Source organism: Hyphobacterium sp. (assembly GCF_965229905.1).
Taxonomy (GTDB): domain Bacteria; phylum Pseudomonadota; class Alphaproteobacteria; order Caulobacterales; family Maricaulaceae; genus Hyphobacterium.
Window position 1 is genome coordinate 1,856,458 of record NZ_OZ245930.1, and the last position, 13,655, is coordinate 1,870,112.

Genomic DNA, 13,655 nt, shown 5'->3' on the forward strand with positions numbered 1-13,655 from the left:
ATCAGGGCGGACCCTCATTTGCCCACGATTCCTGATCGGTTTCGCTTTGGCCTATCGGGACGAGCGCTTCGCCGGAAACCGCAGAATAAACGCCGAGTTCAATATCGGGGTCATCAAGCGTCTGGATAGACAGGTGGTAATCGCCCTCCGGCAACATCAGGGTTACGGGCAAGCCGGTATCAGATTCCACGAGCAGCTGATCCATGGCAATTGCGCCGTCCGGTTCGCCCGCGATGTGGGCCATCACAACGATCGGCCGTGTTTCGGGCAGCCAGGAAGGATCGATGTTGAAAGGGTGGCGCTCGAAATACCCGGAATTGGCAATCCAGCCTGGCCGCCCGTCATTATCAGGCAGAACCGGGTGAATGACCGTGAGGTCGGCGTAGTCGATTATACGATACGGCTCGTTTTCAGCATCAAAGTAAATTGTCGGCGCGTTGATCGGGTAGTTTTCGTAGAGAAAAGTCAGAGCCGACTCGTGCGGCGGCCAGACGCCGGGCGTTGCCCGGAACTGATCAATGGTCAGCGGATCAAGGCCGGTGAGCCGCGTGAAATGCGCCCCCATCTTCATGTGCGCGAGATCTTCGAACACCAATTCAGACAAGTGGGCATAGCCGACGTGAACCAGGATGCGTGCGTCGGGATTCGCTTCGACGAAAGCGGCCAGATTTTGTGCCTGGTTGATTTCGCGGTTTGCCGAATTCTCAGCGGTTGTGCAATCGGGGCGGCAGGATTGTTCGGCGCGCTCCTCGTAGCCGACAATTGTCATGCCCAAAGCGTGGGCTGCACGCAGCATTTCGGCGTAGAACGGATCCTGAATATAGGCGCTCTGATCGTGCCTCGGATGACCGACCTCTGCCATGCGCGAACCGGTTTGCTCGTGGAAACCTTCCGCAGCAAAGGCGGTAAAACCATCTGCGTGGAGAGCGGTCAGGAGTTCAGCCGTGAACGCGCGGTGGCGCGATACATTATGCGCCTCGTTGATCATAACCACGCGATAATCACGAGCCATGTGCCGGAGTGTGTCTAAGGCGTCGGCGGCCGCTAGCGGTTCGTTCAACGAGGCGCGGTCGAATGGCTCCACGTCAACATCAAGATGCCGCGTGAAGGCTTCGATCGCGCCGGCTTCATCACCGACGAATGCCCTTATCGTACCTTCTGCCTGATCGAGACTGTATTGCATGCTTTCGGGAACGGGATCGACGACATCCAGGACCTCCAAACTGTCCAGATAGCGTCCGTCGGTCCAAAGGCTGAGAGATTCTTGCCATGCGTTTATTGCCGCGGACATCTGGCTGTCCGCCGTCCGTTCATCGGCTTCCTGAGCGTTCGCCACGATAGCCCAAAAGACGCTCGCCGTGAGCGCCGCGACGAAATTCTTGGTCATTGAACGTGACCTCCCCAAAAACTAACGAACAGCCGCGGAGCGTCACGGGCCGCCTTCGCAGCTCGCACTTGTGGCCGGAAAGGCCTCCCGTAATGCCCACGCAAAAGTCTGCGCATAGCCGATTTCGGAATGGCCCGTGATGAAGAGGTTGAAATCCACCTGTGCACCGCCGGCTTCGATCCGTTCGCGCGCGTGACGGCTAATATCGGCGGCGTCAGGCTCGTAATATCCGGCCCCCAGGAAGAAATGCTGGCCCGGATTGGCCTCACCGGCGTTTGCGGCTTCGCGCCAGAGCAGGGAGGCGCCGGCCGCATAGCGGAAATCGGCAGAATTGCGCAGGGCGGTGGTGACCGCCCATGCCGCACCGCTTGAAAAGCCAAAGAGCATCCGGTTTTCAGCCGATCCGGGTCCGCCAAGACTTTCCTCAGCCATCGGCATGACATCGTGGATCAAAAACGCTTCATGCCGCCGGAACTGCGCTTCATCCGCCCCCCACAGATAGTCGCGGGACCGGCCGTCGGGATAGGACATGACAGGTTGCCCGTCCTCGTCCAGCTCCGGCGGTTGGTTCCATAAGCCAACCAGAAGGACGGGCCGTGCTTCACATGCGGACGCCAAGGCTTCCGCAATTTGAGCGAAAAACTCCAGCGATTGACCGTCGGCAAGATAGACGACCGGCAAAATCTGGCGATCGCCGTTTGGCGGAGTGTAGATGGTGATCGTGCGTGGCTCACCGAATGCTGGGCTCGGCACATCATAATTGTCCAACGCGCCGGTCAGGGGATCGGACCTCGGGACCGGCGGTCTCGCATTTTCGCCGCGATGAATTAAGCCGGTTCGCGTTGCCTCAGAGGATCGTGGCACCGATACAATGCCAAGATCCAACATCGCCTCATCGAGACGCGAAATATTAAAAGCCGCGGCCCAGATATCGCCGTCGCCCAACCGATCAAGCGATTCCTGCAAGGCGCAACATATTTGCACGGATTGCGCTTCTCTGCGTGCAGCAATGATCAGCGTATCACCGTCCGTCCAGTAGACTTCATTGCCGTTGCCGAGGCGGTCGCGCACGCCAGCCGGACCGACTGGCAGTGCGGTCCGGCAATAAGTTTGATCATGTGGGCATACCGCAGCGTCGGGGCGTTCGTCCGTCTTGCCTTTCGCGATTGCGGGAGCGCTCACCGCCATCAGCATGACCAGAAAGGCGCCAGACTGGGTCAGAACGGGCAAATCCATTCACGAACTCTCCCTTAAGACTTAAAATTGAAGCCGTATTCTGGGTGCTGTATCCGGATTTGTCACCCGATAGTTGAAAATATCGCGCGATAAAGCATACCGACGGTGCCGGCCGGATGACGGCGTATGGAATTGGGGAAGAGTTGATGCGAAACGCTGATTGGGGCCGCATTGGCCGGACGGGAACCTCTCAACGCTGCCGACGTTCGAATTTTATGGCATTTCCTGTGATGTTCCGCGCCGGCACGATAGTGGCGGCGGCCCTCTTGTGGTCGCTGTTGCACACCGATGTTTTCGCGCAGGAGGTAAGGCGCGACGCGCCCATCCCGATAGATTCGGTGGCAGTCGATAACGCCGCCATCGCGGAACGCCTCACGGGAATCTATGGCGAGATTGCATCACTCGATTTGATTTCGGTGACGGTGCGTCAGGGCGTCGTCATCCTCGAAGGCGAAGTCGCCAGCGAAGCCGCCGCCGCACGCGCGGAGGAGATAGCCTCACGTGTCGAGGGCGTGGTGACGGTAGAAGACCGGCTGCAGCGCCGGATTGATATCGAGAGCAATGTTTCGCCCTTCGTCACCGAGACGGCCTCTGTGCTCAACCAGCTGGCCCGTTCCTGGCCCGTGTACCTGATTGCGCTGATGACCTTCCTTCTGGTCGTTCTGATGGGACATTTACTGGCATCCTGGACCCGCTTGTGGTCGCGGATAGCGCCCAATCCCTTCCTTGCCAGCATGATGGCTCAGGCCGTGCGCTTCGCGTCAATCGCGCTCGCCGCGCTGATCGCGTTCGGGCTTCTCGGCGCGACGGCGGTGCTCGGAGCGCTCGCCGGTGCCGTCGGGATTATCGGACTGGCGGTCGGTTTCGCAGTGCGTGACACGATCGAGAATTACATCGCCAGCATCCTGTTGAGCATCCGGCAACCCTTCCGGGCCGGCGAACACGTGGTGATCAACACTCATGAAGGTATCGTCGTGCGTCTCACTTCGCGGGCGACCGTGCTGATGACGCTCGATGGCAATCATTTGCGGATACCCAATGCCGAAGTGTTCAAAGGCACCATCCTCAACTATACGCGAAATCCTGAGCGCCGCTTCGAATTCGATCTTGGCGTCGATGCCAATGACGATCCCATGGCGGCCATTGGCGCGGGCCTTCGCGCGATTACGCCGCTGGAGTTCGTGCTCAAACAGCCAGCGCCCGATGCGTCGATCGTCAAGGTCGGTGATTCCTCTATTGTCCTTCGGTTCACCGCCTGGGTCGACCAAACGGATACCGATTTCCTGAAAGCCCGCAGTCTCGCAATCCGGGCGGCGAAAATGGTGATCGAAGATGAAGGCTTTACCTTGCCCGAACCGATCTACCGATTGCGATTCGATCAGCCGCTACCGGCGGATGGCATCCGGCCACCGGCGCCTGCAGCATCGCCGCCGCCACGCCAGGATGACCCGCCAGCATCGCCGACAGAGGACACAAGCGAAACCGTTGCCGACGATATCGCGCCTGACCGGCACCTTGAACGCAAGGCCGCAGAGGAGCGGGCGGAGCCGGGAAGCGAAGACCTCCTTGATTCAAAGAGCCCGGTCGAGTGACCAACTCCCACTTCGGCTTCCTCCGGTCCAACTGTCCGGGGCCGTGGCCAACATATCGCTTTGCCCGCTCCGTCATGGCATGAATGTCCCGGACTGGCGCTCAGACCGGCGCGTTGATCCGGAATTAGGCATGCGCAGATCCATCATCATTGATTGCGACCCCGGTGTAGACGATTGTATCGCTCTCATGGCGGCACTGGGTTCGCCTAAGGAACTGGACATTCGGGCGATCTGCGTGGTCGCGGGCAATGTTCCCGTCGAGACCTGCTACCGGAATGCGCGTGGCGTCCTCGCATTGGCCGGGCGGGAAGATGTACCGGTCTATGCGGGTTGCGAGCGACCGTTGTCGGTCGAGCCGGCGTTTGCTGACCACGTTCACGGCGAATCCGGACTGGGCGGGGCGGTGCTGCCGGATTCTGCGGCGCCGCTGTCAGGCCTCCATGCCGTGGACTATCTCTGCGAAACGTTCGGAAACGCCGCGCCCGGCTCGATCACGATGGTCATCACCGGCCCAATGACCAATCTCGCCACGGCGCTCGCTCGTGATCCCAAGATCGCCGCCGCAGTGGATGAATTGGTGATCATGGGGGGCGCCGGGACCGAAGGCGGCAATGTCACACCGCATGCCGAGTTCAACGTATTTGCAGATCCGCATGCGGCAGAGATTGTATTGAATTGCGGTCGGCCCATCACGCTCATCGGCCTCGATGCGACACTGCAATTCCGATGCACCGCGAATCGAATGCAAAGGATGCTGGCGTCGCCACACAGCGCGGTTGCAGCGGCCAGCGACATGATTGCGCACGTAAATGCGGTCTATGGCGAAATCTACGGTGCCGAAGGCGCGGCCCTGCATGACCCGTGCACGATCGGTTATCTCCTGGCGCCCGAGCTGTTCAAGGTCGAAATGGTGAGGGTCAGCGTAGTCTGCGACAATGCGGAACGGCGCGGACATACCGCTGTTCAAGCTCCGTCTTCAATCTCCGATGGCGCCGTTATCGGGTGGGTGACAGGCCTCGACGCCCAACCCTTGTTCAACCTGCTGATCGATCGAATGGAGCGCCTGTGATGGCGGCAAAAATACACGTCGTCGGATCGGTCAATTTGGACCTGGTCGTGCACTGCGCCCGATTGCCCGTGGCCGGCGAGACGGTGTTGGGCGATGCTTTCGCAAAGCACCCGGGCGGCAAGGGCGCGAACCAGGCGCTGGCCGCGCGGCGCCTTGGGGCGGATGTCGATCTCGTGGCCTGTGTCGGGGCGAATGCCGACGCCGAAGCCGCCCTGTCGCTGTTGCGCGCCGACGGGGTGGGCCTGGCGCACTGCCGCGCAGTGCCGGACGTTGCCACAGGGGTGGCTCTGATCGCTGTAGCGGCCAATGGAGAGAACCAGATTGTCGTGGCGCCGGGCGCCAATGGAGCGCTTTCCATAGCGGATCTGCCCGAGAGGTTTGACGGGGCGCTCATCGGACAGCTGGAAACACCGGTTTCGGTAACCGCCGCGGCGATGACGCGCTGCTCCGGATTGACATGCATCAATCTGGCGCCCGCAGCCGACGTGCCTGACGCGTTACTGTCACAGGCCGACTTGATCGTGGTCAATGAAACTGAAGGCGCATTTTACGGGCTGGACCGGTTGTTCGCGGCGGGCGGACTAACGGCTTTGACGCTGGGCGCACGCGGGGCGGTGCTCTTCAGGGACGGTGTTGAGTGCGCCCGCGCCACGCCACCGCCTGTTACGCCATACGACACCACGGGTGCCGGGGACTGTTTCGTTGCCGCGCTAACCCTTGCGCTGGTCGAGGGACAAGCGACGAATGACGCATTGGCCTTTGCCTGCGAAGCCGCCGCGGCGGCCACCCTAAAAGCCGGCGCTCAGCCTTCCTTTCCGACGCGCAGTGATCTTAGCCGGCTTTCTTCCGGAGCTTGCGAATGACCTATTCGATTCCGCATCTCGACTTGTCAGACTTCCGCAGTGACGAGGTTCAAAAACGCCACGCGTTCGGGCTGCGCCTGGTTGAGGCTTTGCGCGAATGTGGCTTCATCACGCTCGAAGGGCATTCGCTTGATGCGGACCTAATTGCGCGCAGCTATGACAGCGCCGAGGCGTTTTTCGCTTTGCCCGAGATCGAAAAGCGGCGCTATGCGGGCGCGCTGCGCGGCTATACGCCCTTCGGGCAGGAGCACGCCAAGGATCGCGCCGTTCCGGATCTGAAAGAGTTCTGGCAAATCGGCTATGAAACCGACGCTCCCGATGCGCGCAATGTCTGGCCGGAAAGGCCCGACGATTTCAGGCCGGTATTCCAGAACCTGTTCGACACGCTGGAGTCGATCGGCCGCGCCGTATTGTCGGCTATTGCATTGGGTCTGTCGCTGGACGAGGACTTTTTCGCCGGCAAGATCAAGGGGGGCACGTCGTTACTTCGACTGATACATTATCCACCGATTCCGGAAGATGCCGATCCCCAGTGTGTCAGGGCAGCCGCACATGAGGACATCAATCTGCTGACGCTGCTGGTGGCCGCGCAGGGCGCCGGGCTTGAGGTGAAAATGCGCGACGGCCGCTGGCTGCCGGTCAACAATGCCCCTGAACACTTGGTGATCGACACCGGGGACATGATGGCGCGGATCACGAATGGCGTGCTGCCGGCGACGACGCATCGCGTCGTGAACCCGGTCGGTCCAAATGTGAGCCGCTATTCCATGCCGTTCTTCGTGCAGCCTCGCGCCGACGTGATGCTCGAGAGCCTCGAAAGCTGTTTGCAGCCCGGTCAGACGGCGGCACCGCCGATATCTACTGGGGCGTTTTTGCACCAGCGGCTCGTCGAAATCGGCCTCGTGCAGGAAGACTGACATTCTGAGCGGTTTGGCAAGCCCGGAACCGGGCATTGCAGGAACTTTGCTATGAGTCTTGATTGTGGCAGCGAGCCGCCGCCGGTCAGCGGGCTGCCTAAATATCCCTAGCATTCAAAGGGTTGTTTTGGCGACCGCCGTCGGCTTGATGGTTCTGGACAATCCGAAGATTTAGGAGTTGCCGCATGGCCGACGCGCCGATTCAATCGACCCAGCCGAAACGCAATGCCTTCACCCGCTTTCTCGACGGGGTGGAATGGCTCGGCAATCTGTTGCCACATCCGGTGACACTGTTTGCCATCCTCGCCGTCGGCATTGTGCTGCTGTCCGGTTTTCTTGGCGCCATCGGTCTGGCCGTTGAGGACCCGCGACCCGTCGGTACGCCAGGGCGCGCCGATGACGGCATGATTCGCGCGATCAGCTTGCTGAGTGGCGACGGTGTGCGCCGGATTTTCACCGGTCTGACCACCAACTTCACCAGTTTCGCGCCGCTCGGCGTTGTTCTTGTGGCGATGCTGGGTGTCGGCGTAGCCGAGCGGTCTGGCTTGTTGTCGTCTGCGGTACGGGCGCTGGTGCTCGGCGTGCCAAAGCATGTCGTGACTGTGGCTATCGTGTTTGCCGGTATCGTTTCGAATACCGCTTCGGAGGTCGGATATGTCGTCCTGATCCCGCTGGCTGGCGCGATTTTCTATGCGCTGGGGCGTCACCCGCTGGCCGGCATGGCGGCAGCCTTTGCCGGCGTGTCCGGCGGTTATAGTGCGAATCTGCTGATCGGGACGATCGACCCGCTGCTTGCGGGCATCACTCAGGAAGCTGCGCGGCTGATCGACCAGGACTATGTCGTTGTCGCGACGGCGAACTGGTATTTCATGGTCGCCTCGACGTTTCTGATTACCATCGTCGGGTCACTCGTAACCATCTTCATCGTTGAGCCCAAGCTCGGCGTTTACGATTCCAGCAAGGCCGATCCGGACATTCTCGACGACAAGATGATGGAACCGCTCGCCGACAAGGAACGAAAGGGCCTTGTATGGGCGGGGATCGCGCTTCTGGGCGTGCTCGGCCTGATGGCGATCACGTTGATCCCAGAGTGGGGTATTCTCCGTAATCCGGAGACGGGAGACCGCATCAACGCTCCCTTCTTCCGCGGATTCGTCGTGTGGATCCTGATCTTCTTTGTGGCGACCGGTTTTGCTTATGGACGCGCTGCGGGGACCATGAAGAACGATCGCGACATCATCAATGCGATGGCCGCCGCGTTGTCCTCGCTCGGCCTTTACATCGTGCTCGTCTTCTTCGCAGCGCAGTTCGTGGCGTTTTTCGGCTGGACCAATCTGGGCGCCATCACGGCCGTAACGGGCGCCAATTTCCTGCAGGATACGGGCATGACGGGGCCGGCCCTTTTCATCGTGTTCATTCTGATGTGCTGTTTCGTGAACCTGATGCTGGGATCGGCCTCCGCGCAGTGGGCGGTGACGGCACCGATCTTCGTGCCGATGCTGATGCTGATCGGCTATTCGCCGGAAGTCATCCAGGCGGCGTACCGGATTGGCGATTCCACGACCAACATCATCACGCCGATGATGAGCTATTTCGGTCTGATTCTGGCCTGGGCGACGCGGTACAAGTCCGACCTTGGCGTGGGCACGCTGATTGCGATGATGTTGCCCTACACGATCTTCTTCATCCTGACCTGGGTCAGCTTCTTCTTCCTGTGGACGTTCGGACTGGACCTGCCGGTCGGGCCTGGCTCGCCAACCTATTATACGCCGTAAATGTTGGCCTATAGCTCGACGTCAGGAAGCGATGCTATGGCGATGCGGATTGCCTCGCCCCATTTCACCGATAGATCTCTGAAATAGGGATCGTCGGCGGTGATGCGCTTTTGCCGGTCGTCGGAAAAGCTGCCGTCTTCGTAGACGAGAAAATCGAGCGGCATCCCAACCGAAAGATTCGCCTTGAGTGTCGATTCGAACGACAGGAAGAGCAGCTTGACGGCATCAGGGAACGCCAGGTCAGGGGCATAACCGCGCAACAGGATCGGCCGGCCATACTTGGCCTCGCCGATCTGGAAATAAGGGTTTTCGTCCGAGGCTTCGATGAAATTGCCTTCGGGATAGATCAGGAAAAGGCGCGGCTCGGAACCGGCGATCTGACCGCCGACAATGATGGTCGCGCTAAAGGTCGAGTCTGCGGTCGGGCCTTTCGCGGTTTGCGACCGGACCACTTCGCGCAACGTGTCTCCCACGAGTTTGGCGACCTGAAACATGGTCGGGACTTCGAGAATGCTGGGATTGCGGTCCTCCGGCGCCTTCATGCGCTCGTTCAAAAGGCTGACCACGGCTTGGGTGGTCGCAAGATTGCCGGCGGTCTGAAGAACGATGAGCCTTTCGCCGGGGGTCGACCAGGTAAACAGTTTGCGGAAAGTGAAGACATTGTCGACGCCGGCATTGGTGCGCGTGTCCGACATGAAGACGAGGCCATCGTCGAGGCGCATGCCCACACAATATGTCATTGAAATTCAGGTCCTTGCGATAGGGGCTGTCGGTCTGAATTTTACTGCTGGATCTGCAGCGTGACCATCATTGATTCTTCACCACCGCCAAACACAAATCCGGAGATCGGCGCCGCCTCGGCATAATCGAGCCCGGTCGCGATCCGGACGTAGCGTGTATCGGGTGAGATGCGATTGGAGACGTCGAAGCCAACCCAGCCCAGGCCTTCGATGTGGACGTCCGACCAGGCGTGGCTGGCATCCTGGTGGCGTTGGCCGTCCATCTTCAGATAGCCGCTGACATAGCGCGCGGGGTGGCCGAGGGCGCGGGCGAGGCCGATGAATATGTGCGCGTGATCCTGGCAGACACCGCTGCCGGCCTTGGCCGCGATTTCCGCCGTGGTCTCGGCATGTGTGGTGTCGGTATCGTAGTCGACGGCTTCCGCGACATGAGTCATCAGCGCATGAAGGCTCTCGATGGCGTCTTTGTGATCGCCGGGGAAAGTCTTGAGGAGCTTGTTGAGAACCGGCCCCGGCCGGGTCCGGCCGGTCTGCCGCCGATAGTACCATAGGGGCGCGGCGCCCGTATGCGGCCCGGAGACACCGGCGGTATCGGTGGTTTCAACCTCGCCTGTGCTGACGATCTCGATCGATCGCGTGTCGGGCGGCAGGCTGACAAGGCGGACCTCGTTGCCATGCTGATCGCGGAAGGCGGATTCCTGCCGCGCGGTGCCGAGGTTGAGCGACCAGTCGATCACACGCTGGGTCGCGCCGCTCGCTGGTGTCAGTCTCAATTGCTGCAGACCGTATGGAACCGGCTGATCGTATTCATAGCGGGTGGTATGAGAAATCTTCAGCCGCATCGGATCACGCATTGAACCTGTAATCGGTTTCGATCTGACTGCCTAACGCATTGTTGGCGCGCAGGAATTCGCTCAGAAATTCGTGCAAGCCCGATTTGAAAATGGCATCGATATCCTGGCCGTCGAGATCGTCGAGAATCGCTTTGGCCCGGTCAGCACTCTCCGGCCGATGGCCATACATCGCCGCAAGGTCTTCCAGGGCTTGCAAATCATCGCGTGCGCAAAACACGAGTGAACGTGGCATCTGCGGATTGAAGATCAGGAAGTCGGCGATCTTGTAAGGTGTCGTTTCACCTCCATGCAGCCAGTTGAAAGCCCGCGCGGCAGACGCCGAGCGAAGGATGGATTCCCATTGCACATTGTCGAGCGAGGAGCCGATCGAAGCAGCAGACGGAAGCAGAACGTAGTATTTCACGTCGAGAATGCGGGCGGTGTTGTCGGCGCGTTCGATTCGCGTTCCAAGCCGTGCGAAACTGTAGATGTCGTTCCGCAGAGCGGTGCCGTGCCATGCGCCCCGCACCATGGCACTGCGTTGACGGATGGTGGCGAGTACATTTGGCAATTCGCTTTGACTGACCGGTTTGGCGAGCAGGTCCTTTAGAAGCAGCCAGCTCTCATTGGTGCTTTCCCAGACCTCCCGGGTGAGGGCGGGGCGCACCATGCGGGCGTTGTTACGCGCCTGCTGAAATACGGACAGCACGCTGACGGGATTGCCGGCGTCACGGAGCAGGAAATCGATGACCCGGCCGGCCTCATAGGTGTCATGACGTTCGCGAAAGCCGTCATCACAACTGGCGGTGCGTACAACAGAGGCCCATTCAGCCTGCCCGGAGGCTTGACGGGTGAGCGCCATGCGAAAGCCGGCCTCAAGCAGACGCGCAGTATTCTCGCTGCGTTCGAGCTGGCGGAACATCCAGTAGAGGCCACTGGCGGTTTTTCCCAACATCGCCCTAATCCTCCAAGACCCAAGTGTCCTTGGTGCCGCCACCCTGGCTGGAATTGACGACCAGCGATCCTTCCTTCATCGCCACCCGGGTCAGGCCTCCCGGCGTGATGTTGACGCCGTCCGGCGAAACCAGGACGAATGGCCGGAGATCGACATGCCGGGGGGCAAGCCCTGAACGGGCAAGTACCGGCACGGTCGACAAGGCCAGTGTCGGTTGGGCGATATAGCCAGCCGGCTTGGCCTTGAGCTTGTCGCGGAAGGCCGCGATCTCGCGCTTGTTGGCCGCTGGCCCAACCAGCATGCCATAACCGCCCGAACCATGGACTTCCTTGACAACGAGTTCCTCAAGATGGTCGAGCACATAGGCCAGCGAAACCGGCTCTGAACAGCGCCAGGTCGGCACGTTTTCGAGGATCGCGCTGGTGCCGGTGTAAAACTCGACGATGTCGGGCATGTAGGAGTAGAGCGCCTTGTCGTCGGAAATCCCGGTACCCGGGGCGTTGGCAATCGTGACATTCCCCGCCCGGTAAACATCAAAAATTCCGGGCACGCCGAGCACTGAATCCGGGTTGAAATTGAGCGGATCGAGATAGGCATCATCGACACGCCGATAAAGCACGTCGATCCGGCGATAACCCTGCGTTGTGCGCATGGCGATGCGGCCGTCGACGACGCGCAGATCGCTGCCCTCAACGAGCTCCGCGCCCATCTGCTCAGCAAGGAAGGCGTGCTCGTAATAGGCAGAATTGTGAATGCCCGGTGTGAGTACGGCGATCACCGGCCGGCCTTCGCAGCCCGGAGGCGCACATTGCAACAGCGACCGGCGAAGATTGAGCGGATAGTCGCTGACCGGGCTGACCGGAATTTTTGAGAATAATTCCGGGTACATGTGGAGCATGGTTTCCCGGTTTTCGAGCATGTAAGAGACGCCGGAGGGCGTGCGCGCATTGTCTTCCAGCACATAAAATTCGTCCTGTCCGGTGCGGACGAGATCGACGCCAACAATATGGGTGTAGACGCCGCCGGGAGGCTCGAAACCAAACATCTCCGGAAGCAGGGCTTCATTGTTGGCGATCAGGCTTTCCGGCACACGGCCGGCCTTCAGAATTTCCTGGTCATGATAGATGTCGTGGAGAAAGGCGTTGATGGCGCGTACGCGCTGTTCGATCCCCTTGGACAAGCGCGCCCATTCGCGCGCGGAAATGATCCGCGGCACTTGGTCGAACGGGATTAGCCGCTCATCGGCTTCGGCTTCACTGTAGACATTGAAGGTGATGCCGGTGCGCCGAAAGAAAGCATCTGCCTCTTTGGCCTTGCGCCTCAAGGACGAAAGATCGTGATCCTGTAACCAGTCGCAATAGGCGGTGTAGGGTTCACGCGGAACCCCGTTCTCGTCCTGCATCTCGTTGAAGAACACTATCCAACCCTGTTTTGCGGCTCCAGTCCGGTGTTGGTGCGCCCAACGGCCACCATGTGGGGTTCAAAACTATAGAGCGCTGCCGGTGATTGGCTAGGGTCGGGGTAGCGCCGCGAGGCTCCGATTGAGTCAACGCTTGGTGCGAAGCATCCGAACGAAAAACAGGCGGACTCTCCGATAAACCGCCCGGCCGGCACGGCGACTACGGGAGCCGCCGTCTTCAATCAGTTCGAGTCGACAAGGGCATTGGCGCGAAGGGCAACCCGGCAGAGGGAAGAGCGGCAAGTCCCGCAAGCTATAGACCTCGCCATCGCTGCCCAAGCTGTCGATACAAGACCTGTCCGCAGCTTGAAGCCGGACCGATAAGCGTCGCGTCTCCGCATCATTTCGGGCACCGAGCACGCGTAACAGCGTGCAGCGATAGCGAGTCTGCAGCTGCGCGAAGGATTGGCGAACAAAGTCGATCGCCGCTGAGCCGCGCAGATCGCGAACAGCGCGGGCGAAGTCGATACCGATCGAGGCTCCGTCGCCAAGACCGAGCCGCCTGTTCTCCTCCGGTCCTGCCAAGCCGCCTTCCATCACAACGCCGTCGACGGTCGGCTGAAACACGATCGATTCCGTGATCCGGCGAACGGCGCCCGGGTCGAAGATGCCGGAATGCCGGATTCGGTCTTCGACGATTTTGCGGATCTGATTGTTGGCGATTTCAAGCTCGTCTGGCGTTAGCCGGTGACGAACGTCGGACACGGCGGCTGGCTCAGTACCATCCGCCGGCGCGCTTTGTGACTTCCGCGACACCTTTCCGTCCATGGCCTCCCCCAAAAAACGGCTTGTTCCCAGTATGGGCGGTCAATTGATAAATAATTAAAAT

General features: G+C 60.3%; 12 protein-coding genes. 5 read left to right on the top strand and 7 right to left on the bottom strand.

Annotated features, from left to right (window positions below; all coding sequences use genetic code 11):
- Nucleotide 1: 1 nt before the first annotated feature.
- Both ACO08C_RS09340 and ACO08C_RS09345 read right to left on the bottom strand, forming a co-directional pair.
- The gene (locus ACO08C_RS09340; RefSeq protein WP_421785139.1) at nt 2-1,387 is read right to left on the bottom strand and encodes a hypothetical protein; all 1,386 of its coding nucleotides are present in this window, start codon (nt 1,385-1,387) and stop codon (nt 2-4) included.
- A 42-nt stretch (nt 1,388-1,429) separates the two neighbouring features.
- Nucleotides 1,430-2,623: an alpha/beta hydrolase gene (locus ACO08C_RS09345; RefSeq protein ID WP_421785140.1), complete on the bottom strand. Its 1,194-nt coding sequence runs from the start codon at nt 2,621-2,623 to the stop codon at nt 1,430-1,432.
- A gap of 230 nt (nt 2,624-2,853) precedes the next feature.
- On the opposite strand from ACO08C_RS09345, the gene ACO08C_RS09350 reads away from it, so the two are divergent.
- The 5 genes from ACO08C_RS09350 (at nt 2,854) to ACO08C_RS09370 (ending at nt 8,839) form a co-directional block, all read left to right on the top strand.
- On the top strand, nt 2,854-4,215 hold the full coding sequence (locus ACO08C_RS09350; protein WP_421785142.1) for a mechanosensitive ion channel family protein: 1,362 nt from the start codon (nt 2,854-2,856) through the stop codon (nt 4,213-4,215).
- Nucleotides 4,216-4,345: 130 nt separating this feature from the next.
- Nucleotides 4,346-5,284: a nucleoside hydrolase gene (locus ACO08C_RS09355; RefSeq protein ID WP_421785143.1), complete on the top strand. Its 939-nt coding sequence runs from the start codon at nt 4,346-4,348 to the stop codon at nt 5,282-5,284.
- Nucleotides 5,284-6,147, top strand: coding sequence for a ribokinase (locus tag ACO08C_RS09360; RefSeq protein ID WP_421785145.1), 864 nt, complete (start codon nt 5,284-5,286; stop codon nt 6,145-6,147). Before ACO08C_RS09355 ends, ACO08C_RS09360 begins: the two co-directional genes overlap by 1 nt.
- Nucleotides 6,144-7,064 (top strand): isopenicillin N synthase family dioxygenase, encoded by a 921-nt coding sequence (locus ACO08C_RS09365; RefSeq protein ID WP_421785146.1) that lies wholly within the window; start codon nt 6,144-6,146, stop codon nt 7,062-7,064. Before ACO08C_RS09360 ends, ACO08C_RS09365 begins: the two co-directional genes overlap by 4 nt.
- 185 nt (nt 7,065-7,249) lie before the next feature.
- Entirely contained in the window at nt 7,250-8,839 is a 1,590-nt protein-coding gene (locus ACO08C_RS09370; protein WP_421785148.1) for an AbgT family transporter, read from the top strand.
- Between the two features lie 8 nt (nt 8,840-8,847).
- On the opposite strand, the gene ACO08C_RS09375 is transcribed toward ACO08C_RS09370, so the two are convergent.
- The 5 genes from ACO08C_RS09375 to ACO08C_RS09395 form a co-directional block, all read right to left on the bottom strand.
- Nucleotides 8,848-9,579, bottom strand: coding sequence for a peptidase (locus ACO08C_RS09375; RefSeq protein WP_421785150.1), 732 nt, complete (start codon nt 9,577-9,579; stop codon nt 8,848-8,850).
- A gap of 41 nt (nt 9,580-9,620) precedes the next feature.
- A complete protein-coding gene (locus tag ACO08C_RS09380) occupies nt 9,621-10,421 on the bottom strand; it encodes a transglutaminase family protein (protein ID WP_421785152.1) in 801 nt (266 codons plus the stop codon).
- A gap of 4 nt (nt 10,422-10,425) precedes the next feature.
- The gene (locus ACO08C_RS09385) at nt 10,426-11,367 is read right to left on the bottom strand and encodes an alpha-E domain-containing protein (RefSeq protein ID WP_421785154.1); all 942 of its coding nucleotides are present in this window, start codon (nt 11,365-11,367) and stop codon (nt 10,426-10,428) included.
- 4 nt (nt 11,368-11,371) lie between these two features.
- Nucleotides 11,372-12,769 (bottom strand): circularly permuted type 2 ATP-grasp protein, encoded by a 1,398-nt coding sequence (locus ACO08C_RS09390; protein ID WP_421788689.1) that lies wholly within the window; start codon nt 12,767-12,769, stop codon nt 11,372-11,374.
- A 144-nt stretch (nt 12,770-12,913) separates the two neighbouring features.
- A complete protein-coding gene (locus tag ACO08C_RS09395) occupies nt 12,914-13,531 on the bottom strand; it encodes a hypothetical protein (protein ID WP_421785156.1) in 618 nt (205 codons plus the stop codon).
- Between the last annotated feature and the right edge of the window lie 124 nt (nt 13,532-13,655).